Origin of the sequence: Actinoplanes sp. NPDC049802, from assembly GCF_040656595.1 — a bacterium.
Classification (GTDB): Bacteria; Actinomycetota; Actinomycetes; order Mycobacteriales; family Micromonosporaceae; genus Actinoplanes.
The window spans coordinates 106,763-124,837 of sequence record NZ_JBFAMR010000001.1 but is presented as its reverse complement, the minus strand read 5'-3'; the positions used below and the strand labels follow the sequence as shown (position 1 = coordinate 124,837).

Genomic DNA, 18,075 nt, shown 5'->3' with positions numbered 1-18,075 from the left:
GCCAGCAGCATATCGGCGCCGCTGCCCGAACCCGCCCGCAAGTCCGCCGCACGAGCGCTTCCGGGCGCGATCAAAGGCTGACCGCTGCCGTCTCACGGTCCCCGCGGGGCCGGCCGGTGGGGCCGCTCGCCCAGCCACGTCACCCCGCCGGGAACGACACCTGGACGGTGAGCCCGTCGCGGCCCGTCGACGACGCGGTGATCAGCCCGCCGTGGGCCTGGGTGATCGACCGGGCGATCGACAGCCCGAGGCCCGCCCCGCCGCTGTGGTCGATGCGCGCCGCCGTGCGCCGCCGGAACGGCTCGAACAGGGCGGACACGTCCTCGGGCGGCACGTCGTCGCCGGTGTTGGTGACGACGAGCGCGGGCTCGCCGCCGACCCGGACGTCGATCGTGCCGTCCGGCCGGTTGTATTTCAGCGCGTTCTGCACGAGGTTCGTGACGAGGCGCTCCAGCAGGATCCGCTCGCCGAGGACCAGGCGCGGCCGGAGATCGCTGGTGATGGTGACACCGGCGTCGGCGGCCCGGGCGCGGTGCGCGGCGAGGACGTCGGCGACGATCCGGTCGAGCCGCAGCGGGGCCCGCGCCACCAGGCCGCGGTCGCTCTCGCTCAGCACCAGCAGGCCCTCGATGAGGCGTTCGTTGCGCTCGTTGGTGGCCAGCAGCTGGGTGGTGAGCAGGCCGAGCTGGTCGGCGGTGAGCTGTTCGGCCATGCCGACCTCGATCAGGGTGCGCTGGACCGCGAGCGGGGTACGCAACTCGTGGGAGGCGTCGGCGGCGAACCGGCGCTGGGCCTCGTAGCCGACGGCGATCCGGTCCATCATGTCGTCGATGGTGCGGCCGAGCACCGCCAGCTCGTCGCCGCCGGGGCCGGGGCGCAGCCGGTGGCCGAGGTTCTGCGGGCCCACGTCGGCGATCGTCTCGACCAGATCGCGCAGCGGGCGCAGGCACCACCGCACCGCCGGAACGCAGGCGGCCAGCATCGCGGCCAGCACCAGCAGCGTGGTGGCGACCGTGGGGATGGTGGGCCGCCGCCACAACTGCGTGCACGCCCACGAGCTGTCGGCGCTCGGTGCGCGGCCGACGGGCAACTCGCACCAGGACGGGCCGAACTCCTCCCACACGGCCAGCAGCACGTTCGTGACCGTGCCGCTGAGCCCGCCCGCGACCAGCACGATCGCACAGAGCAGCAGGATCCGGCGGGCGGGGGAGCGGCGGCTCATCCGCCGAGCCGGTATCCGGCGCGGCGGACGGTGTGCAGCACCGGCGGGTCGCCGAGCTTGCGGCGCAACGTCATGACCGTCATCCGTACGGTGTTGGTGAACGGGTCGGCGTGCTCGTCCCAGGCCTGTTCCAGCAGGTCCTCGGCGCTGACCACCCGGCCTTCGGCACGCATCATCACGTGCAGCACGGCGAACTCCTTCGACGACAGCGACAGCAGCCGCCCGTCACGGGACACCGTGTGCCGGGTGCTGTCGAGCACGATCCCCTCCTGCTCCAGCACCGGCGGCAGTGCCGGGGCCGAGCGGCGGGCCAGCGCCTGCACCCGGGCGGCCAGCTCGGCGAAGGCGAACGGTTTCGTCAGGTAGTCGTCGGCGCCGAGGCCCAGCCCTTCGACGCGGTCCCGGATCCCGGCGGCGGCGGTCAGCAGCAGCACCTTGGTGGTGGTGTCGGCGTCGACGACCCAACGGCAGACCTCGTCACCGGTACGGCCGGGCATGTCCCGGTCGAGGACGGCGACGTCGTACCGGTTGACGCCGAGGCGTTCCAGAGCGGCGTCACCGTCGTAGACCACGTCGACGGCCATCGACAGCCGCCGCAACCCCTGCGCGACCGTGTCGGCCAGCAGCCGTTCGTCGTCCGCCACCAGCACCCGCATGCGCCATCCCCCCGGTTTCGCGGTTCACCGCCCTCCGACAGGTTTTCACAGCGCGGATAAGCGGTTCATAAGAGCGCTGATGACGGTCGCCGGACGGGGCCGCGTGAAACATGGTCGGCCCTTGCCCCGACGATGCCCGGACGGTCGCCTTGCCGAGAAATGTGAAGAATCGTCTCCTGGTGCTCCTGCTGGCCGTCGTCGCCGTCGCCGGGAACGCCCGGCCCGCCCAGGCCATCGCCTACGGTGAGAACGCCGCCGACGGCGCCTACCCCTTCTCGGTCCTGCTCACCATGACCGGGCTGCCCGACGGCGCCGGCGGCACCCGGGACAGCTCCTGCTCCGGCGCGCTCGTCGCCGAGCGCTGGGTGATCACCGCCGGGCACTGTTTCCGCGACGGCGACGGCCGCCGGGTCGACCGCGCCGTCGCCCGGCGGACCGTCGCCGTCATCGGCCGCGCCGACCTTCGCGGCCATGACGGGTACGAGGTCGAGGTCGTCACCGTGCGCCAGGCCGACGACACCGACGTGGCCCTCGCCGAGCTGGCGCGACCGGTCACCGGGGTCACGCCGATCCGGCTCTCCACCGGCGCCCCGCACGTCGGCGAGGTGCTGCGGCTGACCGGGTTCGGGCTGGCCGTCCGGGACGGCACGATCGGGCCCACCGACCGGATGCAGACCGGCCGGTTCACCGTCGACGCCGTCGGCGACACCCTGATCGAGGCGTCCGGCGCCGCCCCGCGCCCGGACACCAGCCCGTGCCCGCACGATTCCGGCGGGCCCTACTTCCGGGAACTGCCCGACGGGACGGCCGAACTGGTGGCCGTGGTCAGCGGCGGTCCCGGCTGTCCGCACCCCGGACCGGACCTCGGCGCGCGTACCGACGGCCTCGCCGACTGGATCGCCGCCACCACGACCGGGCGGTTCCCGGCGGCCGCGGCCGGCTTCGGCGCCGCCGGTCTGCTGGTGGCGGCCACCGTCCTCACCGCCGTCCTCCGCCGGCGGGCACACCGGTGAGACCGGGCCCGTCCAGGAATGATCGATCCCCGGCTATCCCCGGGCGAGGTCCCCGGCGTTCTCCGGTTCGGCACAGACGACCTGGTCGCGGCCGGCGGCCTTGGCTCGGTACAGCGCCGTGTCCGCCGCTTTCAGAAGGCACGCCGGGTCGACCGCCGACGTCCGCCGCAGTGTGGCGAGGCTCGCGACACCCATGCTGACGGTTCGCGCGATCGGGCCGGCCGGGCTCGGCACGGTCACCGCGGCACAGCGCCGCCGAACCTGCTCCGCCCGGGCCCGGGCGCCCGCCAGATCCTCGCCCGGCAGCAACAACACGAACTCCTCGCCGCCGTAACGCGCCACCACCCCCGGCTCCGCCACCACCTCGGCCAGAGCCGCCGCGATGCCCCGGAGCAGGTCATCCCCGACCGCGTGGCCGTGCCGGTCGTTGACCGACTTGAAGTGATCCACGTCGAGCAGCACGGCACACAGATCAGATTCATCTCGTACGGCGTACTCGATCTGATCTTGAAGTTGGGTCATGAGGTGCCGCCGGTTGTGCAGCCCCGTCAGCTCGTCGCGGGACGCCTGCTCGGAGAGCTTGGCGCGCAGCAGCTCGTTGGTCTCCACCTGCTCCCGCAACCGCTGGTTGGTGCGGGTCAGCGCATCCCGCTGGCGGGCCACCTCGGTGACGTCGCGGACCAGGGCGACACTGGCGGTGGCACGGCCCCGATGATCGGCGAGCCGTTCGACACGCACCTCGAAGACGCGGAGCCCGTCGGGGAGACGCACACGGTACTCGCCGTCGATCACCGGCTGGGGAAGGCCGAGCGCCCGCAACGTCGGACCGACCACGGCGCCCGGCCTGCGGGACAGGTCCGGTGCGGCCTCGGCGATCAGCCGGTCGCCTGCCAGGTTCAGGTCGGCCAGCCGGCCGTCCCCGTCGGTGACGATGACGGCGTCCCGGAGCCGGTCGAACACCAGACTTCGCGCCACCGGGATGACCCGCAGCAGGCCCTCGCCGAAGACCGCGCGGAAGAAGACCAGGCTGGTGATCACGAAGGCCAGCGCCGTCATGTCGGGAAGGTCACCCGCGTACTGGAGCGTCACCGCGCTGACCGCGACGGGCACCAGCGCGCCGCAGAGGATCCACCGGGCCTGGCGCCGTCGCATATGGCCGGCGTGCCGGACGCCGGCGAGGAGGATCACGAGGTTCGCGGCGAGCATCGCGTAGAGGAACGCGCAGTGACACCAGAACAGCCACTGCGGCTCCAACCGGATCCAGAGGTCGTCCGGGCCGGCCGACAGGAAGCGGAAGAGAGCGTGATGGCGGAAGTCGGTCGCCGCGGCCACCGTGATGAACAGCGGCTCGGCCATGAAGATCGCCACCTTGCGGCGGGTGATCCGCCACGCGGGGTTCAGCAGCGCCCGGCTGAGCCACCAGAAGCCGGCGACCATCGTCGAGCTGGCCGGGAAGATCACCATCGCGGCGGCTCGTCCCACGCCGGCCGGCAGCCATCCGACCACGCTCAACGCGATCAGGCAATCCGAGGCCGTCCACACCGCGACGGCGGTCATCGCCGCCACCAGGCCGACCGCCATCACCCCGGTACGACGCCGGCGCCACGCCACGGCGGCGAGAACCGCAGATCCGGCAGCCGCCACCCCGTTCAGTGTGGTGAGGATGGCGATGGTGGCGGATGTCCCCATGCAGGCCCACCTTCTCATCCGTTTACCTGGCCGCCGGCTCTATCGGAGGCGGAGTCGCGAGGCTTAGCAAAACGCGGATCGGCGCGATGTCCGGCTCCTCGCGGCAACGGCCCGGCGCCGATCCGATAGCGTGGTCGCGATGAACCGTGATCTTCTCGCCGCCCGCGACCTCGCCGTCGATCTGGCGGTCCGGGCCGGGCGCCTGCAGCTGGAGCGGCGCGACACGCTGCGGATGGGCGCGCCCAAGGCGCACGCCAACGATGTCGTCTCCGACGTCGACATCGCCAGCGAACGCCTCATCGTCGACGCGATCCGGGCGGCCTGGCCCGACGACGCGGTGCAGGCGGAGGAGGGGCACGGCCGCTCCGGCGGCAGCGGCTGGACGTGGGTCGTCGATCCGCTGGACGGCACCCGCAACTACATCAGCCGGACCGGTCCGTGGTCGGTTTGCATCGCCCTCTACCAGGGGGATCAGCCGCGGATGGCGGTCGTGCGCGACCCCGCCGCGGACGAGACGTTCAGCGCCCTCGACGGCGGCGGGGCCCTGCTCGACGGCCAGCCGATCACCGCGTCCAGCGGCCCGCCGCTGGCCGAGGCGCTCGTCGGCGTCAGCTTCCAGCCGAACCCGAAGACCAAGGAACGCACCGGCAGACTGATCCGGGAGCTGCTGCCGGTGACCGGTGACATCCGCCGGATCCCGGCCGCGCTCAACCTCGTCTACCAGGCGTGCGGCCGGCTGGACGGTGGCGTGGCCCTGGACACGAACCTGTGGGACATCGCCGCGGGCGCCCTGATCGCCCGCGAGGCCGGCGTGGTCCTCGGCGGCCACGGCCCGGACTTCTCCACCGAGCTGACCATCGGAGCGGCCCCGGCCCTGTGGGAAGCCCTCGCCGAGCGGGTCCGTGCCGCCGCCTGACCCTTCGGCGACGGTTGACGGGCGGCGGCAGATGTCGCCTTCGGCTACGGATTCGCCGCCGCCAGGTAGCGCTCGGCGAGCGTACGCAAGAGGTCGCGAAGTTCCCCGGGTTCCTCGGCGGTGAAGGGGACGCCGAATCCGCCCAGGTAGGTGACGAGGTCGAAGAGGGAGTCGGTGCCCGTCTCCATCTCGCAACTGTCGGCCGTGAGCGGCGTGATCCGGCTCGATGTCGTGGTGGCCCGCTCGGCGATGACCGAGGCCGCGGCGGCGAAACGCACCCGCACCCGGTAGCGGAACGGTGCGTCGACCACCCCGCGCAGCACGTGTGCGGCCGCGTCGCCGCCGGGCGGCTCGCGCGGGACGAACCGCTGCGCCGGGGTCGTGGGCGGCAGCATCGTGATGCGGTCGGCGCGGAAGGTGCGCCAGTCGCGGCGGCCGGTGTCCCAGGCGAGCAGATACCACCGGCGTCCCGTGTAGACGAGGGTGTGCGGTTCGACGTCGCGTTCGGTGGCGTCGCCCGAGTGCGCCTCGTAGCGGAACCGCACCCGCTCGTGCCCGTGTGCCGCCGCCGCCAGCCGGGTCAGCGTGTCCCGGTCGACGACCGGGCCGCCGCCGGCCGCCGAGACGGTGGTGTTCCGCAGCGCATCCACCTGCGGCCGCAGGCGTCTCGGCAGGGTGCGTTCCAGTTTGGTCAGCGCCCGCAGCGACGCCTCCTCGATGCCGGCGACACTGCCGGCGGCGGCCGCCCGCAGGCCGACGGCCACCGCGACGGCCTCGTCGTCGTCGAGCACGAGCGGCGGCAGGGCGCTGCCGGATCCGAGCCGGTAGCCGCCACCCGGCCCGGTGCCGGCGTCCACCTGGTAGCCGAGCCGGCGCAGCCGGTCCACATCGTTGCGGACCGTGCGGGTGGTCACCTCGAGCCGTTCCGCGAGTTCGGCGCCCGCCCATTCGCGCCGTTGCAGCAGCAGCGACAGCAGCCGCAGCACCCGGACCGAGGTCTCCAACATCCCCCGAGTTTAGGAACCGCGCATTCCGCATCCGGCCGGGCCCGGACTCTTCCGTGCCCGGCCACCGAAGGAGGACGGTATTCGCCTAAAGACCGGACGGCCTGAGCCGATCTGAGATTGGAGTGATCAATCGTGACGAGGAGGGGTTCCGGTGGCACGTTGGCTCGCGTGGACGGCGACCGTGACGCTGCTGGCCGCCACGGCCGGCTGCGGTGACGACTTCGAGCCCCCCGCCGCACCCGACCGGGGCGTGATCGGGCTGGCCATGCCGACGAAGGCGTCAACGCGGTGGATCGGCGACGGCGAGAACATGGTGAAGCAGTTCGAGCTGCTCGGATACCGCACCACCATGCAGTACGCCGACGACGACGTGCAACGGCAGGTCGACCAGATCGACGACATGGTCGGCGCGAAGGTCAAGGCACTGGTGGTCGGGGCGATCGACGGGACCGCGCTCAAGAGCGTGCTCGGCAAGGCGGCCCAGGCCGGCATTCCGGTGATCGCCTACGACCGGCTGATCCGCGACACCGGCGACGTCGCCTACTACGCCACCTTCGACAACTTCAAGGTGGGTGTCGAGCAGGCCGGTGCGATCGTCGACGGGCTCGAACTGCGCACCGCCAGAGGCCCTTTCAACCTTGAGCTGTTCGCCGGATCGCCGGACGACAACAACGCCACGTTCTTCTTCAACGGGGCGATGAGTGTGCTCAAGCCGTACCTCTCCGCGGGCAAGCTGGTGGTGCGCAGCGGCGAGACGAAGTTCGCCGAGGTCGCCACCATGCGCTGGGACGGCGCGGTGGCGCAGAAACGGATGGCCCGGCTGCTGCGGTCCGACTACGGCAACGCCCGGGTCGACGCGGTCCTGTCACCCTACGACGGCATCTCCCGCGGCATCCTGACCGCCCTCGAGGAAGCCGGTTACGGCGCCCGGGGCCGCGCCCTTCCGGTGCTGACCGGCCAGGACGCCGAGCTGGAGTCGGTGAAGCTGATCGCCGCCGGCCGGCAGACCGAAACCGTCTACAAGGACACGCGGGAGCTGGCCAAGGTCGCGGTACAGATGACCAACGCCGTGCTGACCGGCGAGGAGCCGCTGGTCAACGACACCGAGCAGTACCACAACGGGGTCGAGGCGGTGCCGACGTTCCTGTTGCAGCCGGTGAACGTGGACCGGTCGAACTACAAGCGTGTCCTCGTCGACGGCGGCTACTACACCGCCGACCAGATCGCCGCCTCATGAACGCCGCCGAAAGGACGTCCCCGGTGCCCGGTCACCGCTCACTCCGAGACGCCCCCGTCGGGGTGAAACTCACCGGCCTGGTCGCGGCCGGCCTGCTCGCCGTCGGCACCTGCGTCGGCGTCACCCTCTACAACAACCACGTCGCCGACGAGACCGCCAGACGTCTCAGCGACCTCAACGCCGCCAGTGCGCTGGTGCTGCGGCTCGACCGGGTGGCCAGCGAGCTCAAACTGAACGGCCTGCAGGCGATCACCCGCGACGACGCCACCGAACAGACGGCGATCCTGCAGAACCGCCTGGACGAGGCCGAGACGCTGATCGCCGAGCTCAGCGCCGTCGAACTCTCCGGCGAGCTGCCCGCGGCGGTCGGCCGGATCCGGGCCGTCTACGCCGACTACACCGAGGTGATCGAACGGTTCGTCGCCGGTTCGGTGGCCGACCAGGCCCAGGCCCGCCTGGCCTGGGAACAGATCGACGTGGACAACTATCTGACGAGCGCGGTCCTGGAGAACGAGCGCGCGCTGTTCGCCGCGACCCTCACCGCGGCGAGCGAGGACGCCGCCGCGAGCCGCGACCGGGCACAGCTGATCCTGCTCGCCACCGCACTGGCGGCCACCCTGGTGCTGTGCCTGCTCGCCCGGGTCATCGTCACCTCCATCACCAGGCCGCTGCTGCGGGTGCGTACCGCGCTCAAGGCGATGGCCGCGGGCGACCTGACGGTGACCACGGACGTCGCCTCAGGCGACGAGGTCGGCCAGATGGCGCACGCCCTCGACGAGGCGCAGGGCAACATGCGTACGGTCGTGGCACAGGCCGCCGCCTCGGCACGCACCCTGGCGACCGCCGCCGAGGAGATGACCCGGACCGCCGGCGCCATCGCCGACGACGCGCTCGGCTCGTCGTCGCAGGCCCGCGACATCTCCGGAACCGCGGCCTCGGTGTCGTCGAACGTCGGCGCGGTCGCCGCCGGGGCGCACGAGATGGCCGAATCGATCCGGGAGATCGCCCAGAGCACCTCCCGGGCGGCCGACGTCGCCGGCCAGGCCGTGGACGTGGCCCGGTCGACCAGCGGGCACATCGACAAGCTGGGCGCCTCGTCGGCGGAGATCGTCAGCGTGGTCCAGGCGATCACCGCGATCGCCGAGCAGACCAACCTGCTCGCCCTGAACGCGACCATCGAGGCGGCCCGTGCCGGGGAGGCGGGCAAGGGCTTCGCGGTGGTGGCGTCCGAGGTCAAGGATCTGGCGCAGGAGACCGCCCGGGCCACCGAGGACATCACCGGCCGGGTCGCCGTGATCCAGGCCGACACCGCCGGCGCCGTGGAGGCGATCAGCCAGATCACCTCGGTGATCGAACAGATCAACAGCTTCCAGGCGACCATCGCCGCCGCCGTGGAGGAACAGACCGCCACCACCGCCGAGATGAACCGCGCCATCACGGCGGTGGCCGACGGCGCGCAGACCATCGCCGGCGGGGTGGCCGGGCTGGCGTCCGCCTCCGAACGCACCACCGAGGGCGCCGCCCAGTCCCGGCAGGCGATCACCGAGATCAGCTCGATGGCCAACGAACTCCAGACCCTGGTCGCCCGCTTCCGGACGTGACCCGTCGAGGCCCGGCCGGCGACGCTCGGGTGGGCGCCGGGCGCCGCCGGAACCCCACACCCCAAATGATCTTCCCAGCGGGTGACAACTGTCCCGAACTGATGTCACCAATATTGTTGACAAAAACGTCAACTCGGCTCGGCCCTCGACGGCCGGGCCACCGACCGGCTGCTGGGTGTCATCCGTGTGCTCCGTGAACGCGAAGTCGCGGTGGTCTTCGTGAGCCACATCCTGGAAGAGGTCATGAGCCTCTGCGACGAGGTGCCCTCGGCCGAGGCCGCGTCCGGCTCTCTGTCCGGCGGCAACCAGCAGAAAGTGGTGGTCGCGAAATGGCTCGACAACGAGCCGTCCACCATTCTGCTCGACGATCCGACCCGCGGCGTCGACATCGGCGCGCGTGCGGAGATCCACGCCCTGGTCCGTGCGACCGCCCGCGCGGGCGCGGTGGTCCTGTTCTCCTCGAACGACCTCGCGGAACTGGCCGCCGCGACCGACCGGGTGCTCGTCTTCTACCGCGGCCGGATCTGCGCTGAACTGCGCGGCGGGGACAAGACCTCCAAGAACATCCTGCACCTCATGAACACCGGGGCCGAGCATGGCCCGGCGGAGTAGCCGCCACGCCGGACCGGTCACCGGCTGGCGCGAAGGCTCCTCGGCCACTCGATGGCCGGGCCGGCCGGGTGCGCCTCACGGCGGACGTCAGTCCGGTTCGGCCGGCCGGCGAAAGCCGATCATGCGGCTGAGCAGGTCGTAGCGCCAGACCGCGCTCAACAGCAGAAACCACGGAGGCAGAGCCGCGACCGCGACGGCGAACGCGGCGACATCGGGGAACAGCCCGAAGTAGTTGTAGAGCACCGGTGCGGCCATGATGGTGCCGAAGCACACGAGGAGAGCGGCGACGAGCAGCGCGGGCCGCTTGTCCCGGCAGACTCCCGTCCAGCTCGCGAACAGGCGTACCGGCGGCTTGAGGAACAGGATCAGCACGAACGCGGCCACCGACGTGAACACCGTGAGCCCGGTCTGCGCGACGACCGTCGCGGCGCGCTCGGCGAACGTGGCGTTCGTGCTCAGCAGTCCGGTGAACTCCTCGAACCGAGCGACCAGATGCTCCGGCACCCGTTTGCCGGGCAGACCGACGACGAACTCGTACAGGGTGGCGTAGACGGTCACACCGAAGACGGCGGTCACGATGGCGGCGGGCGCCACGAAACGGGCCAGCGAACCGATCAGCCGCGGATCGGGCGGTTCCGGCTCCGCCCAGGCGGTCAGCAGCATCGTCGGCAGGCCGACGGTGAACAACACCAGGGCCACCTGGGCCGGCTCGTAGGGAAAACCGAGCCCGAGGATCGCGACACCGACGATGATCAGGATGGAGGTGCTGACCCGGGCCAGATACAGGTACATCGATGTGGCGATGCCGGTGACGATCCGCCGCCCCTGCCGCCGCGCCGGCCCGAGGGCGTCTACGGCGTCATCCAGCAGCACCACGTCCGCGACCTCGCACGCGACGCTGTTTCCGCTGCTCAGTGCGACTCCGACATGGGCCTTACGCAGCGATGGGATGTCGTTGACGCCGTCGCCGATCATCGCCGTGTACCGGCCCTGCCGGCGAAGGCCGCCGAGCAGGCGCTCCTTCAACCGCGGGGTGACCCGCCCGAACACGGTGCCCCGGGCGATCGCCTGGTCGAACTCCGCGGGCGCCATCGACTCCAGATCGGCGCCGTACACCGGTTCACCGTCACCGAATCCGAGGCGGCGGGCCAGAGCGGCCACCGTACGGGGATCATCCCCGGAGACGATCTTGACCGCCACACCGTCGGCCCGTAGATCGTCCAGGGTCTCCGTGATCCCGGGGCGAAGTTCGTCACGAAGCGCCACTAGGGCCAGCGGCGTCAGCTCCGGCAGGCGGGGTGTCCCGTCCCGATCGAACAGATCGGCATCGGGATCGACCGTCGCGGCGAACAGCAGCACCCGCAGACCCCGGCGGGTCAGCCTGTCCAGATGGTCGTACATCCGCATGTGATCCTCGGCGGAGAACGCCTCGCTCAGGGCCTCGACGGCGCCGAGCACGTGCCCGCCGACGGCGCTCCACCGGCGTTCCGGAGAGAAGGGCACCTCCCGGCGTACGCTCGCCGGCGGACCGGGCAGCGCCTCCGCCAGGGCGGCGACGGTCCGGTCGGGGGCCGTCGCGGCGTTGACCGCGGCGGACAGAAGCCGTCGCACCGCCTCCGGGTCGTGACCGTCGAGGGCCTCGACCCGTTCGAGGCTCAGCCGGCCCGTGGTCAGCGTTCCGGTCTTGTCGGCGCACAGCACGTCGACACTGCACAGCGCCTCGACGGCGCTGATCTGCTGGATCAGGGCGCCACGCCGGGCGATCGCCGCCGCACCCACCGCGTAGGAGATCGTGATCAGAAAGAACAGGCCGTACGGCACCAGCCCGGACAGCACGGCGGCCGTCTGCACCACCTCGACCAGTGACAACCCCTTCAACGCGGCGTTGGCCAGAACCGCCGCGCTCATCAGCGCCACGGTCACCATGATCAGCCGGACGATCGCATCGATGCGCCACTGCATCGGCGTGGGATCGGGCGCCCACGACTTGGCCGTCGACGTCAGCGTGCCCACGGTGCTCTGGTCGCCGACCACCTCTGCGCGCTGGCCGCCCGAGCCGCCGAGCACGACCGTGCCCGATCGCAACAGGTCACCGGCACGTTTCGGGACCGGCCCGGTCTCGCCGGTCAGCGACGACTCGTCGATCTCGAGCCGGCCGGTGTCGAGCAGCGGGCCGTCCACCACGATCTGGTCGCCGGGGCCCAGCAGCAGCAGGTCACCACGCACGATCTCTTCGGGCGGCACCCGCTGCTCGGCGCCGTCGCGGATCACCCGGCACGGCGCCCGGTGCAGCAGCCGCAGGCGGTCGAGTTTGCGCTTGGCGCGGATCTCCTGCACCGAGCCGATCAACGAGTTGAGCAGCCCGAGGCCGACGCTGACCACGGCGTCCTTCGTGCGGCCCATCGCCAGCAGGGAGACGCCGATCACGTACAGAAAGTTGTTGAACAGGGTGAACAGGTTCGCCCGCAGGATCGTCCGGTATCCGCGAGACGCCGCCGATCGCACCGTGTTCGTCTCGCCGCGCTCCCGTGCGGCCGCCACCTGGGCGGACGTCAGCCCGGACGCCGGGGCGGCGTCGGCGTCGAGTGTCGTCATCGCGTCCCCAGTCCGTCGTCCGGCCGGCCAGTGGCCCTCTCCGGATCATTCCGGCTCGACCGGTCCGGCCAGGCTGGATTCCGGATGTCCGGTCGCCGCCCGGCCCGGCCGGAGACGGCGTCTCGGTCGTCGGAGCTGCGTGCCGGCCATGGGGACCGTTCATCGGCGGACCAGCGGCGAGTCGAGTTTCCGCCGCCGCGTGACAACGATCCGGCCGTGATCGGAAATGCCGAACGGCGGCCCGCTGAACCAGTCGGGCCGCCGTTGGCAGAACGCGGAGTCAGAGAGGCCGGATGTTCTCCGCCTGAAGGCCCTTCTGGCCCTGGGTGACGTCGAATTCCACCCGCTGATTCTCTTCGAGACTGCGGAAGCCGCTAGTCGCGATTGCCGAGAAATGGGCGAACACGTCGGCGCCGCCATCATCCTGGCTGATGAAGCCGAAACCCTTGTCGCCGTTGAACCACTTCACGGTACCTGTAGGCATGTGTGCTCCTTAGCAGGCCTGCCGGAGCCCGCACCGTGCGGACTCGCACGCCGCCGTATTGATCACCCGCATTGAACGGACCGAAAAACGAAAAGGCACCTAGACGGGTTCAGATAACCCATCAGGCGCCGGATGCGTCTACGGAAATCAAAACTGCAACTGCGGCCAACCGTAGCACAGAAAACTGGCGCGGGTCGCAAGGTCCAGGTATCCGGTTTCGCGGGGTCGTTCGTGCGGGGAGCCGGACGATCAAGGAATCCGGATCGGTTTCACGGCCGGCCGGCCGGGTCGATGTGCGGGCGAGCAGGCGCGGCGCGTGGTCCACGGCAGGCCCGGCATGCCGCGGCCTGCGTCCACGGACATCTCGGCGAACACCGCCCGCGCGATGGTCGGTTGGTCTCTTCCACCCCATTTTTCGGTACGCGTGACCTCGCCCCGCCCCGTTCGGGCCGTCCCGTCCGTCCGGCGCGATCTCACTGCCCCCTCCCGCCGGTGGCGCGCCCGCCGGGCTGAGATCGCCCGGTCACCCCGGCGGGGTACGCGCAACCACCCGGCTCCGCCCGGCGGGCGCGGCACGGGCCGGACCCGGCGGCGAGATCGCGCCGGACGGGCGGGACGGCCCTGATGTGACGGGACGGGGTCACGCGTACCGAAAAGAAGTGGGTGTTCTCTCTTTTTCGACGACCTCGGAATTTCTTTTTCGGTTCGTGGGAAATCTGTTGCCGGACGATTGATTGCCGGTCGTTTGGCGTTTCCCGCCGGGGCGACCTATGGTGGTCGGATGCCGGCAGCCGGAGCTCGTCCGCTCGCCGCCACCGCGGTGGCGGCAAGTCGTGCCGCCCGCTTGACCGCCGACGGTCTGCCCGTTCCGGCACCCGCCGACCGTGGCCCCCCGGCGGACCGCATCCTCGATCGACCGCCAGGGCGAAGCTGATCAGCTTCGGCCTTTTTTCTTTTCCCGGAACGCCCCCCACAGAACAGGAAATACACCATGAGCGTCGACACCCGTGATCCCGCACCGTTCCGCGTCCGCCGGACTTCACCGGTCGCGTTCGCGGTCGACCTGGGCAGCAGCACCGCCGCGGTCTGGGCCGCCGACCGGGGCGTCGTGACCGGCCCGACCGCACGGGCGTCCGGCGGCGCCCTGATCCGCCGCGGCCGGGTCGCCGACCTCGACGGTTGCGTCACCCTGCTCACCGAGCTCATCAACCGCTACCCGGATCCGGCGCCGGTCGCCGATGTGGTCGTGGCCTGCCGGCCGGTGCTGTCCACCGAGGCCGAGCAGACGCTCATGCGCCAGGTGATCGACAGTGCTTTCGCGCCGCGCCGGACCCTGTTCATCGACACGGTCCGCGCCGCGGCGATCGGTGCGGGCGCCGTCGCGGGCAGTCTGCTGGTCGTCGACCTCGGCGCCGAGATCACCGAGACCGCCCTGCTCGAACAGGGCCGGGTCACCGCGGCCCGCCGCGCCGACATCGGCACCCACGACCTCGGCAGCGGCAGCGGCCTCGACCGGCTCACCGGCGTCGTCGCCGCGCACGTGGACGACCTGCGGGCCGTCAGCGGCGACGAGGCCATGGGCGAGGCCACCGCCCGCGGGCTGCTGCTGGTCGGTGACGGCGCCCTGCACGCCGACCTGCCGGCGGCGCTGGAGCACGCCTTGGACCTGCGGGTTCATCGCGCCGCCGACCCGTGCGCGGCGGCCCTCAACGGCGCCGGCCGGGCCGCGTTGTCGGCCCTGCGTCATCCCGGCTTCCGCTGACGGTCCGCTCGTCGGCACGCCCGCCGGCGTCATCCGCGGGCCGGCTGAAGCGGTGGGGCGAAAGGCCGGTTGATGCCCGCGAGAGAGGGTATGGGAGCACCGTCACGGGGGAACGCCGAAGGACTGTGCTGATGAGGGAGCTGAGTGCCGACGTTCGGCTGCCGGACGGCGCTGCGGCGGCCTCAGCGGCCCGGTCGGCGGTGCGCGCGGTGCTGCTCGGCTGGGATCTGACCGACGAGGACTGGGTCTACGACGCGACGCTGATCGTCAGCGAGCTGGTCAGCAACGCGGTACGCCACGGCGGCGGCTGTCTCGAACTGCGGGTACGCCTGGACGGCGACGGCCGGGTGGTCCTCACCGTGAGCGACAGGTCGACGCGGGTGCCGCAGCGCCGGCACAGCGACGAGCGGACCGCCGGTGGACGCGGGATCAGCTTCGTCGACGCCCTGGCCGCGGGGTGGAGCGCCGACGTGCACCGCGACGGCAAGGACGTGTGGGTGCGGCTGGCGCCGTATCCGCAGGCCCCGGGTTGATCAGTGGCCGACGCCGAGCAGGTCGTCGGCGGGCGGCGTGAACGGGCCGGCCTCCGCCGGTGGCGCGGGCTTGCGGTACTCGACCAGCAGCAGGGTGGCGTCGTCCTGCAACGTGTGCCGCTGGTGTTCGAGGATCGCGTGAACCAGCCGCCGGGCGGTCTCCGGCGCGGACAGCCCGTCCGCGGTGGCCTTGACCGCGAAGTCGGTCAGCCGGTCGAGCCCGAACTCCTCGCCGTCGCTGGTGCGGGCCTCGGTGATGCCGTCGGTGTAGAGCAGGAGCCGGTCCCCGGGCTCCAGGTACTCCGCTACGACGGTGGGCGGCCGCCGGTTGCCGAGCGGCACCGGCAGCGCGGTGGGCGTCGGAAGGATCTTCACCACGTTGCCTCCCCGGATGATCAGCCCGCCCGGATGCCCGGCCGAGATCACCCGCAGCCGCCCGTTGCGCTGATCCAGTTCGGCCAGGGCGGCGGTGATCATCCCGGGTCGTTCGAGGGCGGCGACCGCGGCGTCGATGTGGTGGTAGGTCGCCGTCAGATCCCGTCCCTCGACCCGGGCGTTGCGGTAGGCGGCCAGCGCGACGGACGCCAGCATCACCGCCCGCATTCCGGCGCTGGAGCCGTGCCCCACCGCGTCGAACAGCGCCAGGTGGGCGATGTCGCCGTTGACGGCGTAGTCGAACGCGTCACCGCCGACGTCGTAACAGGGCTCCAGGATGCCGCTGATCACCACGTTGCCGGTGGAGAACGTCAACGGCGGCAACTGGGAGCGCAACATCTGGGCGGCCAGCCGCATCGGCTCGCGGCGCCGAACCCGCTCGACGCCGTCGCTGTACGCGTTGCGCGTCACGATCAGCTCGCCGAGCAGCGACGTCACCGCCACGTAGTGCTCCAGCATGTCGTCGCGGGGTGGGCCGCCGGTGACGACCTCGACCACGCCCAGCCGTTCGGCGCCGTCCAGCAGCGGCAGCCACCAGGTCCCGCCGTCCGGGCCGACCTCGCTGGAGAACGGTTTGACGAGGGAGAACGCCCGGCCGGGCAGGGTGCCGTCCACGTCGATCGGTGCCCGGTCCGGTGTCGTCGCGGCCGACAGCGGGGTGAGCACCCGTTGCTGGTGATCCACCAGGTAGATGACGGCGGCCGTGGCGCCGAGCAGGCCGGCGGCCCGCATCGCCATCAGCGGCAGGTCATCGGGCCGGGCGTGGTGCGACTCGCGCAGCAGACGCCGCAAGGGATCCATCCGCCCCTCCTCGCCGAGACACACCCGGACCCTACCGGGCTCCTGGTACCCACCCGGCACGAAGTGAACTCGGATCACCGGCGACCGCGGTCACCGGCCGGTGTGTCTCTGCCGTTCCGCGGGCGCCGCGTCGAAGAGCCGGCCGTTCTCCGGGAAGCCGGGCAGCGCGGACGGCTTCGGGTCGCCGGTGGACCAGCGGGCGTCCCGGCCGGCGGGGTCGACGGTCACGGCGGGCCAGCGCATCGGGAGGCCGGCGGCCGCTGTCGGTCGCGGGCGGTCCATCAGCTGGACGTGCAGGTGCGGTTCGGAGGTGTTGCCGGTGTTGCCGACCTCGGCGAGTTGCTGCCCGGCCGTCACGCGGTCGCCCGCGCGGACCCGGGGGGAGCCGCGGCGCAGGTGGGCGTAGACCGAGAAGGTCTCGTCGTCGTGCTCGACGATCACGTGGTTGCCGAGGACGGCGGAGGGCCCGGCCAGCTCGCGGGCGAACGCTTCGGCCGTCATCATCCAGATCAGCGCGGGCCAGGTGTCGCGGCTGCGGTGATCACGCCACCCGCCGGTGACGTGCACGACCGTGCCCGCCGCCATGGCCAGGACCGGGGCGCCGAAGCAGGCGAACGACTCGGGCGCGCGGGTGCGCAGTCCCCAGCCGATCGACGTCGGCGCGTCCGGGGACGGTTGCAGCAGGTCGACGGCATACGTCTGGCCGTAGGCCTTGACGCCGTGGCTCGGCACGGCGGTGCCGGGACTGTTGATGGCGACCCATCGGCCCTCCACCGGCGGCGCCGTCTCGATCGGCTCCCGCCCCGCCCGCGGCGGCCGCACGAAAGCCAGCACCAGCGGCGCGGCCATCATCAGAAGATCGAAAGGCTTGGGTACGGGCAGAGCCGTCAGAGCCAGAACCGTGACGACGAACAGTCGTAGCCACCAGGTCTGCAGGCGGGCGATCGCGCGTTTCATCGGCGGACTCCCAGGATCGTGGTGAGCAGGGGGACGACGCGGGCGACGGGCACCTCGTAGCGGCCGCCGCCGACCGTCTGCAGCCAGCCGGCGGCGACCAGTTGGCGCAGGTGGTGGTAGACCTGGCCGCTGGTTCCCATGCCCTCGATCCGGGTGAGATCCGCGGCGGTGGCCGGGCCGTGCAGCACATGCTGGAGCAGCCGGATCCGGGCGGGGTGGGCCAGCGCGGCCAGCGCCGTGACCTGCTCCGTCCAGTCGGCGCCGAGCAGTTCGCCGGTGGTGGCGCCTTGCTGCCAGCGGGCGGTGCGGCCGTCCGGCAGTGTCACGTGCCCGGTGATCAGAGCGGCGCCGGGGTCACCGACGCGGGCGAGAAGGCCTTCGAGCGCCCAGAAGACGTCGGGGTCCGGCGTCGGTGTCTGCCGGGCCGCCGGCTCGGAGAGACGTTTCTCGAGCTCGGCCACGCGCCGTTCCAGCGCGTCGAGGCGGTCGGAGTCGCTCATCCATCGACTATAACGTAATTACGTATAGCCGTAGGACGGGAGGTGCGTCCCCTGG

General features: G+C 71.8%; 16 protein-coding genes. 7 read left to right on the top strand and 9 right to left on the bottom strand.

Annotated elements, in window-relative coordinates; genetic code table 11:
* Positions 1 to 139: 139 nt before the first annotated feature.
* The gene (locus AB0I88_RS00545) at positions 140 to 1,222 is read right to left on the bottom strand and encodes an ATP-binding protein (RefSeq protein WP_361016694.1); all 1,083 of its coding nucleotides are present in this window, start codon (positions 1,220 to 1,222) and stop codon (positions 140 to 142) included.
* Positions 1,219 to 1,878: a response regulator transcription factor gene (locus AB0I88_RS00540; protein WP_361016691.1), complete on the bottom strand. Its 660-nt coding sequence runs from the start codon at positions 1,876 to 1,878 to the stop codon at positions 1,219 to 1,221. The genes AB0I88_RS00545 and AB0I88_RS00540 overlap by 4 nt, the downstream gene beginning before the upstream one ends.
* A gap of 161 nt (positions 1,879 to 2,039) precedes the next feature.
* Here AB0I88_RS00540 and AB0I88_RS00535 point away from each other — a divergent pair, with 161 nt between their 5' ends.
* The gene (locus AB0I88_RS00535; RefSeq protein WP_361016688.1) at positions 2,040 to 2,891 is read left to right on the top strand and encodes a S1 family peptidase; all 852 of its coding nucleotides are present in this window, start codon (positions 2,040 to 2,042) and stop codon (positions 2,889 to 2,891) included.
* A gap of 33 nt (positions 2,892 to 2,924) precedes the next feature.
* Here the strand turns inward: AB0I88_RS00535 and AB0I88_RS00530 are convergent, their stop codons facing one another.
* Positions 2,925 to 4,580 (bottom strand): diguanylate cyclase, encoded by a 1,656-nt coding sequence (locus AB0I88_RS00530; protein WP_361016685.1) that lies wholly within the window; start codon positions 4,578 to 4,580, stop codon positions 2,925 to 2,927.
* A gap of 139 nt (positions 4,581 to 4,719) precedes the next feature.
* Between AB0I88_RS00530 and AB0I88_RS00525 the strand changes: the two genes are divergently transcribed.
* Entirely contained in the window at positions 4,720 to 5,496 is a 777-nt protein-coding gene (locus tag AB0I88_RS00525) for an inositol monophosphatase family protein (protein WP_361016683.1), read from the top strand.
* 44 nt (positions 5,497 to 5,540) lie between these two features.
* Here AB0I88_RS00525 and AB0I88_RS00520 read toward each other — a convergent pair whose 3' ends face one another.
* Positions 5,541 to 6,503 carry a YafY family protein gene (locus AB0I88_RS00520; RefSeq protein WP_361016680.1) on the bottom strand — a complete coding sequence of 321 codons (963 nt, stop codon included), beginning with the start codon at positions 6,501 to 6,503 and terminating at the stop codon, positions 5,541 to 5,543.
* A gap of 151 nt (positions 6,504 to 6,654) precedes the next feature.
* Between AB0I88_RS00520 and chvE the strand changes: the two genes are divergently transcribed.
* From chvE to AB0I88_RS00505, 3 genes are all read left to right on the top strand, one after another.
* Positions 6,655 to 7,740, top strand: coding sequence for a multiple monosaccharide ABC transporter substrate-binding protein (gene chvE, locus AB0I88_RS00515; RefSeq protein ID WP_361016678.1), 1,086 nt, complete (start codon positions 6,655 to 6,657; stop codon positions 7,738 to 7,740).
* 23 nt (positions 7,741 to 7,763) lie between these two features.
* Positions 7,764 to 9,341, top strand: coding sequence for a methyl-accepting chemotaxis protein (locus tag AB0I88_RS00510; RefSeq protein WP_361016675.1), 1,578 nt, complete (start codon positions 7,764 to 7,766; stop codon positions 9,339 to 9,341).
* A 186-nt stretch (positions 9,342 to 9,527) separates the two neighbouring features.
* Entirely contained in the window at positions 9,528 to 9,953 is a 426-nt protein-coding gene (locus tag AB0I88_RS00505; protein ID WP_361016672.1) for an ATP-binding cassette domain-containing protein, read from the top strand.
* An 87-nt stretch (positions 9,954 to 10,040) separates the two neighbouring features.
* Here the strand turns inward: AB0I88_RS00505 and AB0I88_RS00500 are convergent, their stop codons facing one another.
* Positions 10,041 to 12,548: an HAD-IC family P-type ATPase gene (locus AB0I88_RS00500; protein WP_361016670.1), complete on the bottom strand. Its 2,508-nt coding sequence runs from the start codon at positions 12,546 to 12,548 to the stop codon at positions 10,041 to 10,043.
* 280 nt (positions 12,549 to 12,828) lie between these two features.
* Entirely contained in the window at positions 12,829 to 13,032 is a 204-nt protein-coding gene (locus AB0I88_RS00495) for a cold-shock protein (protein WP_361016667.1), read from the bottom strand.
* A gap of 991 nt (positions 13,033 to 14,023) precedes the next feature.
* Between AB0I88_RS00495 and AB0I88_RS00490 the strand changes: the two genes are divergently transcribed.
* Positions 14,024 to 14,794: a rod shape-determining protein gene (locus tag AB0I88_RS00490; RefSeq protein ID WP_361016664.1), complete on the top strand. Its 771-nt coding sequence runs from the start codon at positions 14,024 to 14,026 to the stop codon at positions 14,792 to 14,794.
* Between the two features lie 131 nt (positions 14,795 to 14,925).
* The gene (locus AB0I88_RS00485; protein WP_361016662.1) at positions 14,926 to 15,327 is read left to right on the top strand and encodes an ATP-binding protein; all 402 of its coding nucleotides are present in this window, start codon (positions 14,926 to 14,928) and stop codon (positions 15,325 to 15,327) included.
* Here the strand turns inward: AB0I88_RS00485 and AB0I88_RS00480 are convergent, their stop codons facing one another.
* The 3 genes from AB0I88_RS00480 to AB0I88_RS00470 form a co-directional block, all read right to left on the bottom strand.
* Positions 15,328 to 16,563, bottom strand: coding sequence for a PP2C family protein-serine/threonine phosphatase (locus AB0I88_RS00480; RefSeq protein WP_361016659.1), 1,236 nt, complete (start codon positions 16,561 to 16,563; stop codon positions 15,328 to 15,330).
* 90 nt (positions 16,564 to 16,653) lie between these two features.
* Complete coding sequence (locus tag AB0I88_RS00475; RefSeq protein ID WP_361016656.1) at positions 16,654 to 17,520, bottom strand: M23 family metallopeptidase; 867 nt, start codon at positions 17,518 to 17,520, stop codon at positions 16,654 to 16,656.
* On the bottom strand, positions 17,517 to 18,020 hold the full coding sequence (locus AB0I88_RS00470; protein ID WP_361016653.1) for a winged helix-turn-helix domain-containing protein: 504 nt from the start codon (positions 18,018 to 18,020) through the stop codon (positions 17,517 to 17,519). The genes AB0I88_RS00475 and AB0I88_RS00470 overlap by 4 nt, the downstream gene beginning before the upstream one ends.
* Positions 18,021 to 18,075: the final 55 nt, after the last annotated feature.

What these genes read in the sequence shown, in the direction of transcription:
- AB0I88_RS00545 (WP_361016694.1), bottom strand. Translation starts at nt 1,222, where the DNA reads ATGAGCCGCCGCTCCCCCGCCCGCCGGATCCTGCTGCTCTGTGCGATC.
- AB0I88_RS00540 (WP_361016691.1), bottom strand. Translation starts at nt 1,878, where the DNA reads ATGCGGGTGCTGGTGGCGGACGACGAACGGCTGCTGGCCGACACGGTC.
- AB0I88_RS00530 (WP_361016685.1), bottom strand. Translation starts at nt 4,580, where the DNA reads ATGGGGACATCCGCCACCATCGCCATCCTCACCACACTGAACGGGGTG.
- AB0I88_RS00525 (WP_361016683.1), top strand. Translation starts at nt 4,720, where the DNA reads ATGAACCGTGATCTTCTCGCCGCCCGCGACCTCGCCGTCGATCTGGCG.
- AB0I88_RS00520 (WP_361016680.1), bottom strand. Translation starts at nt 6,503, where the DNA reads ATGTTGGAGACCTCGGTCCGGGTGCTGCGGCTGCTGTCGCTGCTGCTG.
- AB0I88_RS00500 (WP_361016670.1), bottom strand. Translation starts at nt 12,548, where the DNA reads ATGACGACACTCGACGCCGACGCCGCCCCGGCGTCCGGGCTGACGTCC.
- AB0I88_RS00495 (WP_361016667.1), bottom strand. Translation starts at nt 13,032, where the DNA reads ATGCCTACAGGTACCGTGAAGTGGTTCAACGGCGACAAGGGTTTCGGC.
- AB0I88_RS00490 (WP_361016664.1), top strand. Translation starts at nt 14,024, where the DNA reads ATGAGCGTCGACACCCGTGATCCCGCACCGTTCCGCGTCCGCCGGACT.
- AB0I88_RS00485 (WP_361016662.1), top strand. Translation starts at nt 14,926, where the DNA reads ATGAGGGAGCTGAGTGCCGACGTTCGGCTGCCGGACGGCGCTGCGGCG.
- AB0I88_RS00480 (WP_361016659.1), bottom strand. Translation starts at nt 16,563, where the DNA reads ATGGATCCCTTGCGGCGTCTGCTGCGCGAGTCGCACCACGCCCGGCCC.
- AB0I88_RS00475 (WP_361016656.1), bottom strand. Translation starts at nt 17,520, where the DNA reads ATGAAACGCGCGATCGCCCGCCTGCAGACCTGGTGGCTACGACTGTTC.
- AB0I88_RS00470 (WP_361016653.1), bottom strand. Translation starts at nt 18,020, where the DNA reads ATGAGCGACTCCGACCGCCTCGACGCGCTGGAACGGCGCGTGGCCGAG.